The organism is Prodigiosinella confusarubida (genome assembly GCF_002847015.1).
Taxonomy (GTDB): domain Bacteria; phylum Pseudomonadota; class Gammaproteobacteria; order Enterobacterales; family Enterobacteriaceae; genus Prodigiosinella; species Prodigiosinella aquatilis.
Map to the genome: position 1 here is coordinate 2,890,218 of NZ_CP025085.1, position 21,924 is coordinate 2,912,141.

Here is a 21,924-nt window from a genome sequence, read left to right on the forward strand (position 1 = left end):
TCCCAGAGTGCTTAAGAGCCACGTTGATCTCTGCCACTCTTTTGCGTGCGGTTTTGCAACGGTTGTTATCGGAGAGTTCTTTTTCTATTGCAGCAGGATTCAGCGGTGGCCTGGATTCAAGTATTGTCGCGGCGATAGTGGCTCAATGCGGTTATCGTGTTCATACCTATGGGTTGTTTATGAGCGCTGAATTTTTTTATATTTTTCCTCTGAGATTTACCTCGCTATTATTTGGACCTTTACCATATCAGGACTGCCGTTAAGAGATGGATTACTTGCTGCTTTTACGACACTGATATATACCTTTTTCATGGCATTCATGAGCCATATGGTGCCAGGTTTCCTGCTCCTTCATTTATTGTGGACTGGCTCGATATTGGCCATTTTAAACAAGTCAATGACGAATATGGTCATGCCATAGGAGATAACGTATTAATATATTTTAGCTCGTTAATAAAAAATCATATTTGTCGAAATGACTACGTCTTACGAATGGGAGGAGAAGCATTCTGTATTTTGCTAACCAATACTAACCTGTCTGAAGCTACTACCGTCGTAAAAAATACATGATGCTACAAATACCCATCTGACTCCCATCGTAGGATATAAAACGGCGAGTATAGGGGCAGCGCAATATTATTTTGGGAAAACATTAAAAATGTACTAAACAATGTTGATATGACCATGGAACACGCTAAAAAAATGGTCAAAATACTTATCAGATATTCTCATTTGAGGGGGCGGTTGTAAAAATCTTCGGTGAAGACGCATGTCAGTGACGCCTTTTTTATCATACTTCCTTATCCGCTTTACTGGTTTTTCCCGCCATTTTCCCACCAGGGATTTATTATCATAAAAATAGGTAGAGTGTCATAACCGTTTAAGATAGATGGATTTTCTCTGTAATGATCTGAATGATCACCACTGGTGAGGGAGATAACTTATTCTTATTATTGTTCAATTTCCACTTTAAAGTGGAAAAAGTGTGTCTACAAACCTTACCGTGTCGGGGTTAGTTTATTTTCAACGCTAATTATTAATATTGTTCGTCACGGGAACAGGAGTATTGCGGTGAGTAATGGAGCGGTAACGGTAAATAACGTAGTGAGTCCCGAAAGTATTCAGATATTAGCAGACAACGTGATGGTGCAGATTGGTGATCTGTTTACCGCTAAAGCGATTCATCCAAACGCCGTACAGCAACAGATGTTGGCTTCCCATGTCCAGGCGATGGCGCGGCGTTCACTAACCGGTGAGTCCCTGCCAGATGTCGATGCGGAGCTGTTTGAGGAGATCTCCACCGATTCCATGCAACTGGCAGCCGAGGTCGTGGCGCTGTTCGGTAATCTTCCTGTTGAAGAGTCGTGGCTGCTTTCGGTGCATTTTGAGGTCGCCAGGGAAAATAAATAACGCGAGCAACATGGCCGCGTAGTCCCTGATTTTTGAACCAACATATTAAGGAACACAACATGGTAACCGTAGTCATTGGTGATCGTTTAGGTAAAGGTCAAAAAGTTGCCATCGGCGTAGAAAAAGCCGGCGGTCGGGCAGTGGTCGTACCGGGGGTCGCGGCAGACATGAAGCTTGGTGATGTCATGAAAGCGGAAAACGCCGATTTTGGCATCTCCTTCTGCGGTAGCGGTGGTGCCGGCGCGATTACTGCACAGAATAAATATGGCTATAAAGCGAAACACGGCATGCGCTCTATTGATGAGGGGGTCACCGCGATTAATGACGGCGCCACGGTGCTGGGTTTTGGCTTCATGGATAAAGAGGAATTGGGTGAACGGCTGGTACAGGCCTGGAACAAGAAATACGGCAGCTAACCATGAAAGAACAATTCACCACCATGGTGAAGGTCAGCGGTAAAGGCGACAGTAAAGCGAAAGCCTTTGCCGATGCACTCAGCCAGGTACAGAACCAGGTGCTTCGAAACACCAATAAGATTCTGCTGCGTATTGAACCACAAAACGTGAAGGTGATTCGTGCGCAGGAGAGTGTGAGAAAGGAGCGCTTTCTGTTCTTCTTTCTGGCGCGTGAGCGGCGGAGCTACAGCGTGGAGCTGGAGATTACCGTCAACGTTACCGTAATTGATACTGATAAGGTGACATTTACGGCGGCGAAATAAAAACGTTAGGCGATAAGACGAAAGGAAAAACTGATGTTTTTAATAATTTTGTTCAAGTCGTTAATCATCGGCGGGTTAGTGGGTGTGGGTGTCGGCGCAGGGGCCGCACGCATGTTTCACGCACCGACCACGCAGGGGATGGGCGCATTTCGTACACTAGGTGAATTAAACTCATGTGAGGGCGATCCGGCTTCTCATTTCTCTTTTGGACTGGGTTTTTTCTTCAATGCCTGGGCGTCCTCAGTGGCGGCCGGCGCTTTTACGCAGGATGTTGATCATCGCATTATCCCCCATTGGGGTGCGGCGGCCTTGATGGTGAAAAACCGTAACGTGGCTGAAACCCTGTACGATCCGAAAAAAATGGCTATTGCCTGCGGCCTCATCGGCATGGTTGTGGTGGCCTTTCTCAACACCACGGCTTCTGCTGTACCGGCTGCGCTACAGGTTACAGCGGTGAAGGTGCTGGTGCCGGCGGCTAACCTGCTGGTGAATACCGTTATGCCGGTGATTTTCTGGCTGGCGGCGATCGATGCGGGTAAAAAATCGGGTTTCTGGGCCACGATTTTCGGCGGTCTGGCGCAGATGATCATGGGGAATGCCGTACCGGGACTGGTACTGGGTATTCTGATCGGCAAAGGGGTGGAAGAGAGCGGATGGCATAAGGTCACTCAGGTGATGATGTGCGCCATCATTCTGCTGTTTGTCTTGAGCGGCTTCTTCCGCGGCTTTGATATGAAACTGCTGCAATCTTTCCATTTGGGCATTCCGGGCTGGCTGGATCTGATTCACCACTCCCTGAGCGGTAAATAACGAGGACAATGACAATGGACGAAACAAAAAGCGGTTTTTGGTATGCCGACTGGTCTTTTCCCATCTTTGTCGGCTTGATCTCCTCCGGAGTGTTTGCCGGTACACACATGTATTACCTGTATGGTATCGGTGCTTTTAATGAAGTGGCTTTTGTCTCCATGCTGCGTTCCGGTATCTCGACCGGCGTGTATGGCGCGGTAGCGGCATTCGGCGCCAGTTTCCTGTTTGCCCGCATCATCGAAGGTTCGCTGGTGGGGATCCTCGATATTGGCGGCGCGATCCAGACCGGCGTCGGTCTGGGCGTTCCGGCGCTCTTGCTTGGCGCGGGCATCGTATTTCCGGTGGCCAACTTTGCCGCATCACTGGTGACGGGTCTGCTGCTGGGGCTGGCAATCGGTTACATCATCATTTTGGCGCGTAAATTCACCATCAATCAGAGTGATTCCACTTACGGTGCAGATGTGATGATGGGGGCGGGTAACGCTTCGGGCCGTTTTCTCGGGCCGTTGATCATCCTTTCTGCCATGACTGCCTCCATTCCTATCGGTCTGGGAGCGTTGGCGGGCGCGCTGGTGTTCTATCTGTGGAGCAAGCCTATCACCGGTGGCGCGATCCTCGGTGCCATGATCCTGGGTGCCATCTTCCCGATTACCATTAGCTAAGTTGTCCTTGTGGTCTGCCCTGGGTGGGCAAACCACTGTTCAAGGAGTTATAGATCATGTTCGATCTCATTATCCGGCGTGCGCGTCTGACCGATGAACAACAGGTCGATATTGCTATCCATGACGGTAAAATTGTCGCCGTCGGACAGGTAGTGGGAACGGCGAAATGCGAGCGGGATCTGGCGGGACGCTACTATCTGAGTGCCGGCTGGATTGATTCCCATGTGCATTGTTACCCCAAATCGCCGATTTATCATGATGAGGCGGATCGCATTGGCGTCAGTACCGGTGTGACGACGGTGATTGATGCGGGTAGCACTGGCGCGAACGATATTGATGATTTTTATGCCATTACCCGCAGTGCCGCCACGCAGGTGTATGCGCTGCTGAATATCGCCCGTACCGGCATTGTGACGCAAAACGAACTGGCGGATATGCAACAGATTGATCCGCTGGCGGTGCGCGATGCCGTGCAGCGTCTACCGGATTTTATCGTCGGTATCAAAGCGCGGATGAGCAGCAGTGTGGTGGGTGAAAACGGCATTAAACCGTTGCAGCGCGCAAAGGCTATCCAGCAGGAGATCGGCGGTCTGCCGTTGATGGTTCACATCGGCAATAATCCTCCCGATCTTGATGAAATCGCCGGGTTGCTGACTGCCGGCGACATTATCACTCATTGTTATAACGGCAAGCCGAACCGCATCCTTACCCCGGCAGGCACATTGCGGGAGGCCGTTAAACAGGCGATTGAGCGTGGTGTCCGGCTGGATGTCGGCCACGGTAACGCCAGTTTCAGTTTTGAGGTAGCGCGTATCGCCATCGCACAGGGCATTCTGCCTGACACCATCAGTTCGGATATTTATTGCCGTAACCGCATCCACGGTCCGGTGCGTAACCTTGCACATGTGATGTCGAAATTCTTCAGCATCGGCATGACGTTGCCGCAGGTTATTGACCGAGTTACCTGGCGGGCTGCCGATGGTCTGCGCCTGCAAAACAAAGGTCGTCTCGAGGTGGGTCTTGATGCTGATCTGACCATTTTTACTGTTAAACAGGGCGCTTGTCCGTTCATTGATTCCGAAGGGGAACATGTGCAGGGCGAGAAATATCTGATGCCGCTGGCGGTGGTTGCCGCCGGCCAGTGGATAGTGACCGACGAAGGGAAAACAAACGATGTGTTCGGTGTATGAAAAATATGGTTTAAAACAGGTTATCAACGCCTCCGGGCGGATGACCATCCTCGGTGTTTCCACACCGTCCGCCGATGTGGTGGATACTGTGCGGTACGGTCTTAATCACTATTTTGAAATGAAAGATCTGGTGAATAAGACCGGCGCTTATATCGCCGGGTTGTTGAATGTGGAAAACGCGGTGGTGGTCTCCTGTGCTTCTGCGGGCATTGCCCAGTCGGTCGCGGCGGTGATCGTCAAAGATAATGACTGGCTACTGGATAACCTGCATGCTTCACCACTGACCGTGGCGCATGACATTGTGTTGCCGAAAGGTCACAACGTGAACTTCGGCGCGCCAGTTGGCACCATGGTGGCGCTGGGTGGCGGTCGACTGGTGGAGGCAGGTTATGCCAATGAATGTTCGCCGGAACAACTTTCTGCGGCAATTACCTTGCAAACCGCAGCAATCCTCTATATCAAATCCCACCACTGTGTCCAGAAAAGCCACCTCAGCGTGGCGCAGGCGGCCGTCGTGGCGGCTGAACACGGTGTACCGTTAATCGTTGATGCGGCGGCGGAAGAGGATTTGCAGGGTTATTACCGTGCTGGTGCCGATTTGGTTATTTACAGCGGGGCGAAAGCCATCGAAGGGCCAACCAGCGGTCTGGTGATCGGTAAGCATCACTATGTTGAGTGGGTGAAACGCCAATCAACCGGGATTGGTCGCGCGATGAAAGTGGGTAAAGAAGGTATTCTGGGCCTGACGCAGGCGATTGAAAACTACCTGACCCAGCAGAAAGTGACCGGTGCGCAGATGGTGGAAAAAATGACCCCCTTTATCGCTGATCTCAATAGCCTGCAAGGTGTCCGTGCCCGCGTGGTGTGGGATGCCGCTGGACGCGATATTGCCCGTACTGAAATTCATTTCGACGAAGCGGTGATTGGCCGTACCACTGGCGAGGTGGTGCTGGCGTTGAAAACCGGTGATATCGCCATCTATTTCCGCGGCTACAAAGCTAATGAAAGCATTATTGAAGTCGATGTGCGCAGTGTTACTCCAGATCAGCTAGATACCATTTTTATTTGCATGAAGACTTTATTAACAGGAGATAAAAGCGCATGACGTTGACACCCAAATTCTATAATGATCGTGTGTGCCTGAATGTGCTGGCGGGCTCCAAACAAAATGCGCGTGACATATGGCTGGCTGCCGATGGGTATGTGCTGGTGGGGGTGTTGTCGAAAAATTATGACAGTGTCGACGCCGCCGTGGCGGATATGCTCGACTATGCCCAACTGATCGATAATGCCATTTCCGTTGGGTTGGGTGCGGGTGATCCGAATCAGTCGTTGATGGTGAGTGAAATTGCTCGTCAGATTCAGCCACAGCATGTTAATCAGGTATTCACCGGCGTGGGGACCAGCCGGGCATTGCTGAGGCAATCGCAGACGGTGGTGAATGGACTGGTATCACCAACCGGTACAGTTGGAATGGTGAAAATTTCCACTGGTCCGTTGAGTTCTCTGGCGCCTGACGGTGTTGTTCCAATAGAGACTGCCATTGCGTTACTGAAAGATATGGGCGGCAGTTCAATCAAATATTTCCCGATGGGCGGGCTGAAATCGATTGACGAGTTCACCGCGGTGGCACAAGCCTGCGCCAGGCATGATTTCTGGCTGGAGCCGACAGGTGGTATCAGTCTGGATAATTATGCCGAGATTCTTAAGGTGGCACTGGATGCCGGTGTGAGCAAAATCATTCCGCATATTTACAGCTCAATTATTGATCCAGCGTCTGGTAACACACGGCCTGATGATGTTCGAGCGTTATTGACGATGACTCAACAGCTACTGGCATAACAAACGTGTTGTATAACCCTGGGCGGCCAACTTTATGGTTCGGAGGAAACAGATGGATAACGGGCAATTCTCTGGTTTGCCGGGAATGAAGATGGCCGCTGCCAATCATATGTATAAATTCGTAACATGGGATCAAATCACGTGAGATTTCCCAACCAACGATTGGCGCAGTTGTTTGATGCCTTGAGAAATGAACCTCTGCCGCAGGGAGAGTTGGCACGGCGTTTTGCCGTGTCGACACGCACTGTACGTACTGATATCACGTCGCTCAACGAGTTGCTGGCGGATCACGGCGCGAGTTTCGTGCTCAATCGTGGTGAAGGTTACCAGCTAAAAATTATTGATTCAGCGCGTTACGATGACTGGTTACAAGCGTCGCCATCTCGGTTGAATGTGCCGCGAACTTCGGCAGAGCGCGTACATTATCTGTTAATGCGTTTTCTGACCTCCGCTTTCTCTCTTAAACTGGAAGATGTGGCGGACGAATGGTTTGTCAGCCGGGCGACACTGCAAAATGATATGGCTGAAGTGCGGGAATGGTTGAACCGTTACAGTCTGTCACTTGAGGCCAGACCTCGCTACGGCATGAAACTGTTTGGCGGCGAAGTCTCAATTCGTACCTGTCTGACCGATCTGCTGTACCAGATTGAGCAGAATAATAACGATAACCCACTGCTCAGTGCTGATGTGCTCGACCGTGGTATGGTGTCGATGTTACAGCCGTTGCTACATCAATGTCTTTCTCGCAGTTCAATTCGCATGACGGACGACGGGGAGCGCTATCTGCAACTTTACTGCGCTGTGACGATACGGCGCATCAACGAAGGGTATCCACTTTCCGATTTCGTTGCTGAAGGGGTTGATGAGGATGTGTGCCATGCGGCACAAGATATCATCCAGGTCATGCGGTCGTTGACCAGTAAACCGATTTCTCTGCCGGAAGAGGCCTATCTGCGGGTGAACATTGCTGCACGCCGTGTGCAGGAAATTACACCGAGCGCCATCAGTGCTGACGACAGTAATTCCCTGGTGGATTACATCCTCAGTTACATCAACAAACACTACAATTTCAACCTGCAAAATGATCCACAACTGCGCGCTGACCTGTTTACCCATGTCAAAACCATGATTACCCGCGTGCGCTATCAGATTCATATTCCCAATCCACTGCTGGCCAACATCAAGCAGCACTATCCTATGGCTTACGACGTGACGCTGGCGGCGGTTTCCAGTTGGGGCAAATATACGCCTTATGTCATCAGTGAAAATGAGATCGGTTTTCTGGTCTTACATATTGGCGTTGGTTTGGAGCGCCACTACAACGTCGGTTATCAGCGCCATCCTCAGGTGTTATTGGTTTGTGACACTGGAAATTCTACCATCCGCATGATTCAGGCCGTGTTGATGCGTAAGTATCCGCAAATTGTGGTGAACACCGTTAGCTCGCCGCGGGAATATCAGGCGATGCCGAGCATTGAAGCTGATTTTGTTATTTCAACCACCCGCTTGAACGAAAAAGATAAACCGGTGGTGGTGATATCGCCATTTCCTACCGGCTACCAACTGGAACAGATCGGTAAGCTGGTACTGGTGGATCGCACCAGGCCGTACATGCTGGAGCGGTTTTTTGACGCACAGCACTTTCACATTATCAATACGCCGATGGATCAATCGCAATTGTTCCGCTTGCTGTGTGATCAGCTTGAGCGGGAAGGGTATGTCGACGCGGCATTTTATCCTTCGGTGGAAGAGCGAGAAGCTATCGTCAGTACCATGCTGGGTGAAGGGATTGCATTACCGCACTCGCTGGGATTGTTAGCAAAAAAAACCGTGGTGTTTACCGTATTGGCGCCGCAGGGCATTGCCTGGGGCGATGAAACCGCTTATGTTATTTTCTTGTTGGCGATCAGCAAAACCGAGTACGAAGAAGCCATGGCGATCTACGATCTGTTTGTCACTTTTATGCGGGAGCGGGCGATGACACGTTTGCGCGAAAGCCCCGATTTTGCCAGTTTTAAAGCGGTCGCGATGGATTGTCTCAGTCGGTTGTAGCCTCAGTATTATCGCCACTTATCTGGTTGTTTCCCGAACATCGGCAACCTGCATATCGCGTGTTACACAATAAGAAAAGCCAGCGATTATTGCTGGCTTTGGTGTGTAGATGGCGCTCATGTCACAGCACTTGTCGCTGCTTCTGTAAGGTTATTAGCTGGTCGGCAATAGAACGGATAACCCAGAAAGCTGTTTGTCCGATATCACTGCTTAAACCAGGCGAAACATTATTATCCTCATTTTTCAGAAAATCATTCTCCAGCGAATCAACAAAAGCATCAAAGTTAAACTGACCTGTTCGTGGCTGATCTTTCTTACTGAGCACCAGATTTAATCGACCACTAACCATTTGGATGGCTTGCTCAAAAGCCTGACGTTGTGCCGGGGTAATGTATCCCCCGCGATGAACAAGCTCGACCCAACGGGGTGGTGATTCCACATCGTGTTTACTTACACCTCTATGCATATTATTTCACCTGTAGATGGGTTGATTCAGGAACCTTGTAGTGATTTTTCACGTTGTTAAGGGTGGCATTGCTCACATCGACATTCAGACCTTCACTGTCACTTTTCACGAAGGAGAACTTGCCGTTTTCCGCATCGATGTTGCTCAGGTTCAGATTCCAATTGCCTTGCTGGCCACCGTTCGTCCGGACAAAGGTTCCGAAGTCTTTCGCCTTGAAGTTATCAACGTTGAAGTTGGCATCGGCATTTAACTGGAAGATTTTGTCAGACGCGCCCTGAGCACTGCTATTGGTGATGTTGACATTCGCCGGTTTACCACCGACGTTATCTTTCACGGTTAATGCGTCTTCACCAACGTTGGTCCAGTGCACGTTGTCAATGTTGGCATCACCATGCAGATGAATGCCGTCCGCCCCGTTATCCCCCAAAATAACGTTCTTAACGGAACCGCCATCAGCGACTTCAAACAGCGGTTTCTGTCCTTCTTTCTGGTCTCCCGTTCCTAATTCCGGGCCTGCGGTATAAGTTTTACCTTTGCCATCAAAGACTTCACCGGCACCTACCTTGATAGGTTCATGGAGCACGATAGCATTGGTATTATCTGCCGTGGGGAAGGATACATCGTCAAGACCGCGGGTACCGCCAGTAGCCCCGATTCCGGTCGAGGATGTCGGTGAAGTGGCGCCACCTGAAAATGAAGTATCACCGCCCACGGAAGGTGTATCTCCACCCATGCCACCACCACCCACGGAAGGTGTACCGCCGCCAGTGCCGCCACCACCCACGGAAGGTGTACCGCCGCCAGTGCCGCCACCACCCACGGAAGGTGTACCGCCGCCAATGCCGCCACCGCCTGCGGACGGTGTACCGCCACCACTGCCGCCACCCGAGGTTGTCGGCGTAGACATACCACCAGAGTCATCTGATCCGCTCTGTGGGTCACCAAACTGGCTCTTTTGGTTGTCCATCAGACGGGATAATAGCTCCAGTATCATCATCAGTAATTTGTTATCACTGATTTGTCCACCACCATCCTGCGTAGGAGAAATGCTGTTATTCAGTGCACTTTCACCAGTATCTTGTAACAGTGAACGGCTGAGATCTTGCGGGTTCTGTGTATTTCCTTGTGTGCCGGACAGCGGTGAGGTGCCGGTGTTGTTGACCAGACTATCTGCTGTGTTTTGGCCATTCGGTGTGCTTTGACTACTTTGTGCGCCTTGGCCGTTTTGTGTCCCTTGCTTTGGCATCAATACATCCAACACCTTCGCTAACAGATCGGTTAAACTGCCGCTGCTTTGGCCATTTTGACCGAGCCCGCTGCTCTGATCTAAACCACTTCCGAGTCCATTGCCACTTCCGAGTCCACTACCACTGCCAAGCCCACTACCACCGCTGCCCAATGCATCACTACTGCGGCTCAATGGGTTGGTCGCGCCATTCTGATTACTGCTGTTACCCAGCATGTTGGGCAACAACGCAGCCAGGATGGTTGCCAGCGCTTCAACTACCTGCGATTCCTGGGAGGTTGATTTACTCTGCGAAAGACCACCGCCAAGGCCGGTATTGTTGTTCAGACCCCCCACATTGCCAAGGCCGCCTGGCCCTGATGAGCTCATACCGGCACTGGGAAGTGTCAATGAAAGATTAATGTCAGCCATAAATTCGCCTTTTTAAACAAAGAAGCAGATGCGCGTTCGTGAAAACGCGGTATGTGTAAAACGAGCAAAACGCGCTTGCTCGCTGCTTTTATGTAAAAAAAATGGCCGGTAGGTTCCTGTTTCAGGACAGATAAGTAACAACACTATTTTTTATCCGACGGGAACCAATAGTCATCGACTGACACTTATCAGACAAATCACCCCCTAATCCATGTCAGCGACGGGAGTCAGTTATGTTGGGCAATATCAATAATATTCAACATCAGCAACCTGTAGAGGAAATTCAGCCTGCTTCATCTCAGAGCACCCCGTTGACTCAGGGGAGAACAGCGCTAACACCGCAGAAAGGGGCGGCTTCTTTGGAAAAGGAAGGTATGCACAGTGTCAGCATGCCGAAGGTCAGTCAGCAAATGCAATTGCCTGAAAATAAGGGGATGCAGCGTGGCCGATTTTCTAATCTGAAAGGGGCTTGGACGGAATTACTGAAGGGCGAAAAGTCAGATAACACAGTTGGCACGCATCAATCTGAAAAATCGGGAAAGCCGGGAATAGTTGCCAGCATTTCAGGTGTGCAGAAAAAATCCTCGACGAGTCTGGGTAGCCTGATGATGGCTGACCGGACAAACGCTACCTTGTTGCGGGGCGTAGCGTCGCCGGTAACGCTGGATAGCAAAGGCAGGCTCGAGCTTGGTGCTGGTATTACTGATAGTGTGAAAACTTTGTTGCAGCAAACGCTGGGCAAACACGACCAGCCATTTATTGCGGCGTATTCCAGTCCAGATAACCTGCAACATGTGTTGATGGACAAAAGCGGGAACCTGTTTAGTCTGCAACAACACGATAACGGATTTACCGCCTTGCATAGTAGCCAACCCAGCGAGGCGAAATATGCACTGGATCAGAAGCTGGATAAAAAAGGCGGGACGTTTGCGTTACAGGTGGACAAAGGTAGTGCGCAAATCACCTTACAGGTGCAGCCCAGGAGTGGTGTACCTGTAAAGTTGCAGGAAACATTATCACTGCCGGGGAAACTTCATCATTCACTGTTGACCGGAATTTATCAGCAACCGGAAACGGCCAGCCAGGGCGGTGGGGAGAGTCTGCGACTGCATGAAAACACGCTGTTTGCGTTAAATGATGTGACGGGTGAATGGCAGAAAAAAAATGATGAATCCTATAACCATCTTTCCCGTCAGGCTGACGGCAATCTTTACGCCATAAAAGACGTTCATACGCTACGCAATCTCTCTGATGGAGAGGAGTCAGTAAAGTTCGATGACAAAATAAAATCCTATGCTGCTAATACACAAGGACAAGTGGCGCTACTTACGGCAAAAGAAATCGGCTTACCGCAACTACGTTTATTGCGTTCAACCAGTGCACCACCGGATTTGCATCAATCAATAAAATTCAAGCTGGAGGGTACACAAGCGCTGGAGCGTGGCAGTGAGCATGTTAATGCCACTGCCGTTGGACTGGCAGAACAAAAAATTTTTATTGCGGATGATAAGGGCGATGTTTTTACCGGGAGCTTACCCCAAGCCGGCGATCATATGGTGCAATTACAGCGACATGTCAGCGTAGATCTGGATGCCTTATTGGGCGTTGATCACAAGGTTCAGGGGTTTGTAAACGATGAGCAGGGGAAAATTCATGCGCAGGTGAGCGATGCGACCGGACAAAAACATCTGGCCCCGATGGGCGATAATCCGCAGGCCGGATTCAAACCAGGTTGGAATCTGAGTGATTCACTGACGGTAGATAATAAAAAAGGGTTGGATCAAGCACCGCCTTCTGCACATGAAATGCTGGACATGGGGCGCCTGGGCACCATGGCCTTGCATGAAGGCAAAGTGCATTACATGGACAATACCACCCAGAGCTGGACGAAAACGGATGTGGGGGCCAGTCAATTAAAACGAGGATTGGATAACCAGGCTTATGTGCTTGATGGCGGTCAGGTCAAAAAGCTTTCTATCAATCAACAAGCTGACAGCGTCCAGCATGGACACAACAATGTGTTTGCTTTTAGCCAGGCCCGCAATACTCCCTCTGCGGGAGAAGCACTGCCGGGGTTAGAGAAAGACAGTGGTGTTATCTCCATGGCGGTGATTAATGCCAACAAATACATTTCCGCTAATAGTAAAGGTGAACTTCAGTTACATCAGCTAAAACCGGGCATGGATAGAATTGCCGTCCCTTCCCAGTCATTGCCCACGGCCGGGCTTGAAGGGGATGTTAAAGATCTGACGTTGGATAAAGATCACAATCTGTTTGCGCTGAATAAAGAGGGTCGAATATTCACACTGGCGAGTCACGATTGGCAGGGTGAGGCCCAAACCCGCAGCACGGCCCGTTGGCAACCGGTAGAGACACCGGCAGAGGGCAAAATCGATCGACTTGGCAGCACTAAAAATCATGAAGTCCTTGCTTCGACAATCGATGGATCCGGGCACAACTTAACCCCCGGTGGGTGGAAAGCGAAAAGTGGCGGGAACCAGACTACGACAGCGCCGCAACCTCGTGAGGCAGAAACGGTTTACAACCGTCTGGCTGACGCGACCAAAACGGTACGTCTGCCCGGAACGGGCGTGACACTGACCGGCTCGGCCCAGATATTTGGCAAGATGTCACAGGAAAGCGCCAAGCTGGAAAGTAAATTCACTGATCGTGTGCGTGCTCATGTATTTGGACTTATCAAGGAAACGCCTGAAAACATCGGGGACAGTATTAAACACCACTTTACCGGTCGGGAGGGTTTGCAACCGCTTTATGATACCCAGGCCTCTCTGTTTAAACAGTTGGAAAGTGCCAATGCACCCTATAACCGCACCAAACCCCCTGTAGCTGAGGATTTGAAAACCAAACTGGATATGCTTGATCTGGGTGAACAGGGGAAAGCGTTGCATGAAGAACTAAAGTCTTTCCATAACGATCTGGAAACCAGTTCGGCCAGGTCGGCGCTGATGCTGGGTAAACATCAGGGACTGGTGAAAGACGATGGCCGGATTAATCATGATTTTACGCCGTCCGCCATTAAATCACTGGTGCAGGGGATTAATCCGCAGCGTTCCGGTAAAAATCTCAGCGAAGCGTTGATAACAGCCATATTGGTTAATCCGCCGTCACAAAACAGTAAGGCTATCAGTCTACTTAAACAGTTTGTGATGAAAAATGTGGATATGAGCTACCAAAGTGACAAGGTGGCGACCAGCTCGCATCGTGATATTCATGACCCGATGGCGTTGACCAAATCCCGTCTGGTACTGGATACCCTCACCGTGGGCGATCTGCATAAGGTTACTGACCAACTGGCAACATTGTCAGGGAAAAATCCCACTGCTGCGGATTTGCAACCGATGAAAGACGCGTTGACTCAACTGCGTGATCAGCAATATGGCGGCAATGAAGTGAAAAAAGTGACTGACATGGGCTTTACCAACTTCAAAACATTAGAAGCTGATTATGATGCGATCAGATCCTTTGCCAAAGCATTCCAGAATGAAAACCACGCCGTTAGTGTGACGTCACGCACCGCATTGCAGGCTGACTCCCAAAAAGAATTGCTGCAAAAAATGAAAGACACCATTTTGTCGCTGAATAATGGGGAGAATCTGAGCTTTAGCCGTAACTATAACGGCGGGTTAAGTACGGTCTATGTGCCGGCACTGAAAAGTCTTCCCGTTCCCATCGTCCCAGGAGGTGGGTTGACGGGTGACAGAACCTATAACCTGAGCTTTACCCGCAGTGATAATGGAATCAATGTCAACTTTGGCCGGAACGGCGGAGTGACTGCCAAAGCTTCGGTGGGAACCGGTTATCAACCCATTGATACCCAAAAAACTGTCGCGTTGGATAAGGAACATAACCTCACGTTCGATCTGCGCGCTGGTGCCAGCGTTGCTGCCAGTGCGGGTTCCGTATCACAGAATGGGCTGACATTTACCCTGTCTGAAGACGAGTTGCCTGAGTTCATCGATTCGCTGTCAAAAGGCATGCTTAATCCGATGACGTTGGCAGAGAAAGGGACTCAGCATCTGGTACAAGAAGGTTTTTCAATGAGTTTTAACGTTGATGCTGGTGCCACACTGGATGGACGAGCTGGTGTAAATCTTACTAATACCGGGGCTTCACCTGACTCAGTAACAGCCAGGGCGTCGGTCGGCATCAGTGTTGGCAGTAACCTGTTATCGGCCACCCATGAACACAGCACGTTGCGAGGCGAGTTTACCGAAAAAAATTCGACGACCAACAATCGGGCCCGTTTCTTTAATCAGGCGTCGGCTGGTGCTAACGCCGGCTTGTATGTGGGGATGGCGCATTCCGATAAAAATGGGGTATGGCCGATAGGAACGGCAACCGGGGTTTCTGGGACCATCTCGGTTGATGCCAAAACCAACCATAGCATCACTATGCAGGTGAAAGCGGCGGAGCCATTACAGCGTAAAGAGGTGGAAAAATTGATTACATCATTAGGGAAAGCGTTTAGTGACCCGGAAACTGCTCAAGTGCTGAAAGGCATAAACACCTTGACGGATACCGATGAAAAACTGGCCATTTTGAACAAACACTGTGCAGTCAAAACCCCTGATGATGACGCTCAGTATGCGGCGTTGCAAAGTCTGAAACAAAGCACCGGTCAGCATGAAACCGCCAAAAAACAGGGGATTGTACTGTCCGGATCCAGCTATGTCACGACGTATACCAACCTGTCGAAGCTCGACAGTAATGGCATTCTGCATGCGTTACACCGTCTGGTTAGCGATAATTTACCGCCAACTAATGCGGACCGGATTAAGGGTTTTATGAATGAAAACCCGGCATTAAAAGCAGTGATTAACCATATGCAAACGCTAGGTAATGCAACCGCCAGTGTCACGCTGGAATTAAAAGATGATGTAAAAGCGAAGGTAGAAAAAGGCATTCAGGAAAGCAGCCTGGGCAAGAAGGATCTGGAGGGTATTTTCAAAGACAGTAATAACCTGCGAATAGCCTCTATCGAACTTAACCAGACAGTAAGCAAAAAAGAGGGATTGACGATCCCCATGCCACTACTCGGCGGTGCCAGCAGTGCCAATGTTTCCATGAGCAAACTGTTGGGGAAAGTTAACTTCAGCTACGGACAGAATCAGGAGACGCCGCGCAACTATAGTCTGGAAGGCAGCATTGCCAAAGCGGCACCAGAAGTCGCGAATGCACTGCATGATTTGCAAAAAGAAAGCATTGAGCTTGCTAAAAACTAAGTGGCTTCAGGGGCTATCAACAGGAGAGAAATGATGACATCAGCACAACAGAGAGCGGCTCATTTGCTGCATTACTTTGGCCGTTCCTGCCGGACGGAAATCACGCTTAATGAGGGTATTTGTGTTCTGCTTGGCGATGATGGTCAGGAAGCCGCAGTCATTGAAGTACCGGAACATGGCGATAGTCTACTGGTTCATTGCCAGATACTGAACCTGCAAGGGGAAGAGAACCCGGTTGTTTATAAATTGATGCTGCAACTGAACTTTGAAATGGCGGCGATGCGCGGCTGCTGGCTGGCGCTGGATGAATATTACAATCTACGTCTTTGCGCCCAACATTCACTGGCAACCCTGGATGAAGCCAGGTTTAGCGCTATCTTGTCCGGTTTTATTCAGCAGGTGAAAGAGACGCAGAGTTTTATCGCTTCATTATTGGAAAAAACACGAGCAGCCTGAGAATCGCCATCAGGTCTCGTATCACCCGATACCTGGCGAATAGTATTGTTGGATTTCGTCACCGGATGATGTTCCCGTGATGAAATCCAACCTCTTCCTGCAAGGGTTTATCTCCAGAATGCCCTGGTGCGCTCAGCGTTAGTGCTTTCACTGTCGACGTCGTTCAAGCATGGCGAAAAAGATAACTGACATGATTAAAACGATCAGTAAAAGCATTAGCGCGGCGGCGGCACCTTCGTTGATGGTCAGCCCGAGGAAAGCGCGGCGATAGGCAAAGAAACTCAGCACTTCGGTTGCCGACCCCGGACCGCCTCGCGTCAGGATATAGGGAAGATCATAGGTTCTTAGCTCATTAATCAACTGGATAACCACGGCGATGGCGGAGACAGGACGTAACATCGGCAGCGTGATATACCAAAACTGCTGCCATCGGCGTGCGCCGTCAATCTCCGCCGCCTCGTAGGGATCCTTGGGTAAGGCTGCCAGACCGGCAGCCAGGATCAGCACGACAAATGAGACCTGTTGCCAGATATCAATACCGGCCATGGTCCAGAACGCCAGCGTCGGGTTGCCCAGCCAATCCAGAGCGGGTAGACCGGCGCTTTGCAGCATGTGGTTAACTATCCCGAGGTTCGGTTGCAGCAGCATACGCCATATCAGCGCCACACTGACCGGCGACATCGCCATCGGGATAGTCAGAAGGGCAAAATAGACCGGGCGCATTTTAACCACCCGGTTGAGCATCAATGCTATGCCCAGACCAATGATAAATTCGCCGGATACAGTCAACACCGAATACCGTATAGTCAGCCAGGCCGCAGACCAGAACGCCTCATCACTGAGGACAGAGATGATGTTTTCCAACCCGGTAAAGGGCGCCATATGCGGAGCCAGCAACGTGTAGGATGAAAAGGCCAGCATGATGGCATACACCACCGGAAAACCAAGCACAATAGCTAACGTCGTCATGCCCGGCGCGGCGAATGCCCATCCTGTCAGACGAAAACGGTCAATGCGGGAAAGCTGACCGGGCTTGATGGTATTCGCCGTTGAATAAGAGGTTCTGATCGGCATCATCACTTATTTCTTCATCAGTTTTTTAAGTTGATCGGCGGATTGCGTCAGTGCGTCATCGATCGTGCTGCTACCGCCAGCGACCTGGGACAACGCCGTGCCCAATACGTCTTCATATTTAGCTGAATAGGTAAAAATCGGGAATGATTTACCGGAAGCCACTACTTTTTCTGCATCAGCGTAGTAAGGGTATTTTGCCAATACGCTGGCATCTTTATAGACATCCGCACGTACCGGCGCATGTCCTTCAAGTGCCCGAGCGGTACTGATGTCTTTGCTTTGCACCCACTGAATAAACGTCCAGGCGGCGGCTTTTTCTTTATCCGTGGTGTTCTTGGGTATGCCCCATCCCCAGCCGCCGCTCTCGCCGTGTCCACCTGGCATGGTGCTTAGCGCCAGTTTCCCCGCCACCGCCGGACAGGTTTTCGGATTGTCGAGCGTCGGCAGCATCCACCAGTAAGAGACCATGCTGAAAGCCTTGCCGCTGCACATCAGACGAATGGTATCGTCCAGGGTGGCGGACAAGGCGCCGGTTTGTGCTCCGTTTTTGATGGCATCGACGTAAAGGCCCATGGCTTTTTTGCCCGCGGCGTTGTCGAGCACTACCTTATTATCGGCATTCAGATAGTCGCCGCCCGCGCTAAACAGGTAATTGGAGAATTCCATACTGTTTGGATCGCCGCGCTGTCCCTGCATGGCAGCGCCAGGGTTGCCCGTTTGCTGTTTGATGAATTTCACCAGGGTGACATAGTCATCAAGCGTTTTTGGCAGTTCCAGCGGTTTGTTGAAGGTGGCCTGGTATTTGGCCTGCAAGTGCTTATCTTTAAGCATATCGGTACGGTAAATCATCCCCATGGAGTAGTTATACATCGGGATAAGCTCGATCTTTTTCGGGTCGGTATTGAGCAGTTTTACCGTTGATGGAATGAATGCCGATATATCAAAGCCCGATTTTTTCACCCTGGGCGTCAGATCGGTCAGCCAGTTGGCGCGAGAGAACTCCCCGGCCCACAGAAAATCCACTTCAAGCAGGTTATAGTAGCTCTGTGGCGAGATAAGCTGTGGAACCAGCTTGTCGTGCATATCGCCGTAACCGATTTTTTCAAACTCCACTTTGATGTGATATTTGTTCTCGAATTCAGGCAACATTTTTTCGATAATAGTGGTTTCGGGAACATCTTCCATCAGGGCCCGTAATACGATCTCTTTTGCCTGCGCCGTTGAGCAAAGCCCTGACAAAATCAAACCGGATAACAATGCTGTCTTTGTCTTGTTAAACATAAATAACTCCTGGTATATGAATGCCGGGATGCTAACGGCGGTGGTTACAAAAGCGCGTCTGGTTATTTCACACCACCAAAGGTCAACCCTTTGACGATGTAGCGCTGGATAAAATGTGAAGCGATAATCAGCGGCAGAATGGCCAATACTATGCCGGCCGAGACTTTACCTATCTGTATGCCATTCGAGGTTTGTAAGGCGGCAAGCGCCACTGGTATGGTGGCGGTTTGCGGGCCGCTCAGCACCAAGGCAAAGAGAAACTCGTTCCAGGACAGGATAAAACCAAGCACCCCCGCGGCGGCCAGACCCGGCAGTGAGACCGGCAGTACAATATGCCAGAATGCCCCCCAGGCGGTGGCGCCATCGGTCATCGCCGCCCATTCAAGATCGACCGGTATCCCCTCGAAGAACCCCATTAAAATCCAGGTCAGGAAGGGCAGGTTGAGTGCGGTATAAACCAGGGTCAGACCGATCAGTGAATTGGTCAGTCCCAGTGAGCGCAGCACCGCGAAGGCCGGTAGAACCAACGCTACGGCTGGCAGCATCTGTGTGGCCAGCATGATAAATCGGGCCGACTTACCGCCAGTCTTGAAGCGGGCAAAGGCATAACCAGTCGCTGCGGCAAACGGCATTGCCAGCAAAACAGAACAAAAGGAAACGATCAGGCTGTTGCCGTAATGGGTGAGAAAATGGTTGCTTCCTATCAAACCTACATAATTTTCAGCAGAGAAACCCGGAAAGATATCGCTGCTGTAGGACATTGATTCCGGCACCAGGCTGGTGCGGACGATCCAGATAATAGGGGCGACCACCAGAAGGCAGGCGAAGATCAGGCCAAGATGCAATCCAAATTTACGTAACATGTCGGGAGCCCTCAGTTCTGCGGATGAGAAATAGGGTGACGTGGCACCACATTCCCTGAATCCGGATCAAAAAGGTGCAGCGGATTGGGATCCATATAGACGGTAATAGCGTCATCGATTCGTGGTCGGCTATGTTGATCCAGTCGGACGATGACCGGTATGCCATCTATCATGCCGCTGACGATATTATCGGCCCCAAGGGACTCGACCGAGGTAACGTTCAGGTTCACCGGCTGCCAGTAGGGTTGACGCTGATGCGCATGAAAATCTTCCGGGCGAATACCCATAATCATCTTCCTCCCCCGAAGGTGTGCATAATCGGCATACATGTGATCAGCAACTTTCAGCATTGGACCGTCTTTGAGTTGTAACCATAATGTGCTGTCGATTTCGGTAACGGTGCAGGCCAGCAGATTGATGGGTGGGGAGGAAAGAAACCTGGCCACGAAGGTGTTAACCGGATTTTCATAAACCTCCAGTGGCGCGCCGATCTGTATCAGATAGCCATCACGCATAATGCAGATACGATCCGCCATCGTCATGGCTTCAACCTGATCATGGGTGACATAAATCATGGTTTTGCCGAGCCGCCGATGTAGTTTAATTAGCTCACGGCGCATTTCCGCACGTAATTGGGCATCCAGGTTGGAGAGTGGTTCGTCCAGTAAGAAGGCCTGTGGTTCACGCACAATGGCGCGCCCCAGGGCGACACGTTGGCGCTGGCCACCGGATAGCGCTGCCGGTTTGCGGTGAAGCAGCTTATCCAGACCCAGTAACGCCGCGCTTTCAGCGATTTTCGATTCGATGACGTCTTTTGGCGTTCCGCGCATCTTCAGGCCAAAAGCCATATTCTCCGCCACCGTCATATGCGGGTAGAGCGCGTAGCTCTGAAAGACAACCGCAATATTGCGGTCGCGTGGCGCGACATTGTTCATATTTTGCCCATCGATCAGTAAAGCGCCTTCACTGATGCTTTCCAGACCAGCAATCATCCGCAACGTAGTCGATTTCCCGCAACCAGAAGGACCGAGGAAAATGACAAATTCCCCATCGCGAATTTTCAAATTCACATCACGTACACTGTACTGACTGTTGTTATAGGCTTTTGAAACGCTCTGCAACTCAATGGATGCCATGCTCTTATACCTCTGTCATACCCGTGATGTTCAGGCCGACCGGGCTTCCGATCCTGCCTGATAATGTTGATGAATCCAGTTTGATGTCAGACATGGCTGTCAACGTGTTGTTTGTATTTGTGCGTTTAACCGGTGTATACACCACCGGTCACGTTAACACCCTGGCCCGTCATGAAACGGGCGGCATCTGAACTCAGAAACGCCACCACATCGGCGACATCTTCCGGCGTCTGAAGCCGGCCGAGCGGTGTCTGACGGATATAATCCTGAACAACCTGTTCGGGTGATATACCACGCAGTGTAGCTTCCCATTCGACTTCTCGTGTTTGCATGCCGGTTTTAACAAATCCCGGGCAAACAGCGTTCACGCGAATGCCCTCAACAGCCAGCTCGCGAGCCAAAGCCTGAGTCCAGCCCAATACCGCGAATTTGCTGGCGGAGTAATGTGCCAGCAATGGTGCGCCAACTTTCGCGGCCAGTGACGCGGTATTCACGATAACGCCCTGTTTTTGCTGTACGAACTGACGAGCGGCTATCTGATTGGTAAGAAAAATACCGCGAATATTGACATCGAAGTTGAAATCCCACTCTTCATCGGTGATATCCAGCGCACGCTGCATGGTGGAAACGCCCGCATTGGCTATTAACAGTTGATAACCACCAAGCATTGCCGTTACCTGGGAAAATCCCTCGATAACCGACTGACGGGAACGCACATCAATGCCGAAAGAGAAACAGTGGTCACCTAATGATGCAGCCGCGTTTTTGGCCGCCATGTCGTTTATATCGCCGATGGCGACAGTCATTCCCTGAGCCAGTAACGTGCGGGCAATTGCCAGCCCGATACCGGTGGCGCCGCCAGTGACAATCGCCGTTTTCCCCTTCAATCCTGGGTAATATCCAGGCACTGCTAATACGTTGTTCATCGTTTTTTCCTCCGGTGATGATTATTTATTACACTATTAAAACGGACAAATCAAAACAAAATTAACTTGATTAAAACATTTATCTTCATATTATGTGTTAATTATGTTTGTATTTGTTTACATTATCCATGATCGCAC

At 50.5% G+C, this 21,924-nt stretch carries 20 protein-coding genes; 13 read left to right on the forward strand and 7 right to left on the reverse strand.

The features are described 5' to 3' along the window. The first annotated feature begins 41 nt into the window (after positions 1–41). From CWC46_RS23665 to CWC46_RS13095, 11 genes are all read left to right on the forward strand, one after another. Positions 42–263 (forward strand): asparagine synthase-related protein, encoded by a 222-nt coding sequence (locus CWC46_RS23665; RefSeq protein ID WP_416354404.1) that lies wholly within the window; start codon positions 42–44, stop codon positions 261–263. Positions 264–360: 97 nt separating this feature from the next. Continuing rightward, a complete protein-coding gene (locus CWC46_RS23670; RefSeq protein ID WP_157831373.1) occupies positions 361–570 on the forward strand; it encodes a GGDEF domain-containing protein in 210 nt (69 codons plus the stop codon). Positions 571–1,071: 501 nt separating this feature from the next. After that, positions 1,072–1,410: a PRD domain-containing protein gene (locus tag CWC46_RS13055; RefSeq protein ID WP_021016134.1), complete on the forward strand. Its 339-nt coding sequence runs from the start codon at positions 1,072–1,074 to the stop codon at positions 1,408–1,410. A gap of 59 nt (positions 1,411–1,469) precedes the next feature. Further along, positions 1,470–1,826, forward strand: a complete 357-nt coding sequence (locus CWC46_RS13060) for an SFCGS family glycine-rich protein (RefSeq protein ID WP_021016133.1) — start codon at positions 1,470–1,472, stop codon at positions 1,824–1,826. Positions 1,827–1,828: 2 nt separating this feature from the next. Beyond that, entirely contained in the window at positions 1,829–2,128 is a 300-nt protein-coding gene (locus tag CWC46_RS13065) for a DUF4312 family protein (RefSeq protein ID WP_021016132.1), read from the forward strand. Between the two features lie 33 nt (positions 2,129–2,161). Then, a complete protein-coding gene (locus CWC46_RS13070; protein ID WP_021016131.1) occupies positions 2,162–2,938 on the forward strand; it encodes a DUF4311 domain-containing protein in 777 nt (258 codons plus the stop codon). A gap of 14 nt (positions 2,939–2,952) precedes the next feature. After that, on the forward strand, positions 2,953–3,600 hold the full coding sequence (locus CWC46_RS13075; protein WP_021016130.1) for a DUF4310 family protein: 648 nt from the start codon (positions 2,953–2,955) through the stop codon (positions 3,598–3,600). Positions 3,601–3,656: 56 nt separating this feature from the next. Further along, positions 3,657–4,790: an amidohydrolase/deacetylase family metallohydrolase gene (locus tag CWC46_RS13080; protein ID WP_021016129.1), complete on the forward strand. Its 1,134-nt coding sequence runs from the start codon at positions 3,657–3,659 to the stop codon at positions 4,788–4,790. Beyond that, positions 4,774–5,895, forward strand: coding sequence for a DgaE family pyridoxal phosphate-dependent ammonia lyase (locus CWC46_RS13085; RefSeq protein ID WP_021016128.1), 1,122 nt, complete (start codon positions 4,774–4,776; stop codon positions 5,893–5,895). Before CWC46_RS13080 ends, CWC46_RS13085 begins: the two co-directional genes overlap by 17 nt. Further along, complete coding sequence (gene dagF / locus CWC46_RS13090; RefSeq protein WP_021016127.1) at positions 5,892–6,632, forward strand: 2-dehydro-3-deoxy-phosphogluconate aldolase; 741 nt, start codon at positions 5,892–5,894, stop codon at positions 6,630–6,632. The genes CWC46_RS13085 and dagF overlap by 4 nt, the downstream gene beginning before the upstream one ends. A 141-nt stretch (positions 6,633–6,773) precedes the next feature. Then, a complete protein-coding gene (locus CWC46_RS13095; RefSeq protein ID WP_021016126.1) occupies positions 6,774–8,684 on the forward strand; it encodes a BglG family transcription antiterminator in 1,911 nt (636 codons plus the stop codon). A 121-nt stretch (positions 8,685–8,805) separates the two neighbouring features. On the opposite strand, the gene CWC46_RS13100 is transcribed toward CWC46_RS13095, so the two are convergent. Together CWC46_RS13100 and CWC46_RS13105 are read right to left on the reverse strand one after the other, a co-directional pair. Next, positions 8,806–9,150, reverse strand: coding sequence for a hypothetical protein (locus CWC46_RS13100; protein ID WP_021016125.1), 345 nt, complete (start codon positions 9,148–9,150; stop codon positions 8,806–8,808). A 1-nt stretch (position 9,151) separates the two neighbouring features. Continuing rightward, entirely contained in the window at positions 9,152–10,396 is a 1,245-nt protein-coding gene (locus tag CWC46_RS13105; protein ID WP_416354405.1) for a pectate lyase, read from the reverse strand. A gap of 644 nt (positions 10,397–11,040) precedes the next feature. Between CWC46_RS13105 and CWC46_RS13110 the strand changes: the two genes are divergently transcribed. Together CWC46_RS13110 and CWC46_RS13115 are read left to right on the forward strand one after the other, a co-directional pair. Continuing rightward, positions 11,041–16,050 carry an AvrE-family type 3 secretion system effector gene (locus tag CWC46_RS13110; protein WP_021016123.1) on the forward strand — a complete coding sequence of 1,670 codons (5,010 nt, stop codon included), beginning with the start codon at positions 11,041–11,043 and terminating at the stop codon, positions 16,048–16,050. Positions 16,051–16,083: 33 nt separating this feature from the next. After that, positions 16,084–16,506 (forward strand): type III secretion system chaperone, encoded by a 423-nt coding sequence (locus tag CWC46_RS13115; RefSeq protein ID WP_021016122.1) that lies wholly within the window; start codon positions 16,084–16,086, stop codon positions 16,504–16,506. A gap of 147 nt (positions 16,507–16,653) precedes the next feature. Here the strand turns inward: CWC46_RS13115 and CWC46_RS13120 are convergent, their stop codons facing one another. The 5 genes from CWC46_RS13120 to CWC46_RS13140 form a co-directional block, all read right to left on the reverse strand. Beyond that, a complete protein-coding gene (locus tag CWC46_RS13120; protein ID WP_021016121.1) occupies positions 16,654–17,583 on the reverse strand; it encodes a carbohydrate ABC transporter permease in 930 nt (309 codons plus the stop codon). A gap of 3 nt (positions 17,584–17,586) precedes the next feature. Further along, a complete protein-coding gene (locus CWC46_RS13125; RefSeq protein WP_021016120.1) occupies positions 17,587–18,861 on the reverse strand; it encodes an extracellular solute-binding protein in 1,275 nt (424 codons plus the stop codon). A gap of 62 nt (positions 18,862–18,923) precedes the next feature. After that, positions 18,924–19,724 carry a carbohydrate ABC transporter permease gene (locus CWC46_RS13130; RefSeq protein WP_021016119.1) on the reverse strand — a complete coding sequence of 267 codons (801 nt, stop codon included), beginning with the start codon at positions 19,722–19,724 and terminating at the stop codon, positions 18,924–18,926. Positions 19,725–19,735: 11 nt separating this feature from the next. After that, positions 19,736–20,860, reverse strand: coding sequence for an ABC transporter ATP-binding protein (locus tag CWC46_RS13135; RefSeq protein ID WP_021016118.1), 1,125 nt, complete (start codon positions 20,858–20,860; stop codon positions 19,736–19,738). A gap of 125 nt (positions 20,861–20,985) precedes the next feature. Further along, a complete protein-coding gene (locus CWC46_RS13140; RefSeq protein WP_021016117.1) occupies positions 20,986–21,786 on the reverse strand; it encodes an SDR family NAD(P)-dependent oxidoreductase in 801 nt (266 codons plus the stop codon). Positions 21,787–21,924 lie beyond the last annotated feature (138 nt).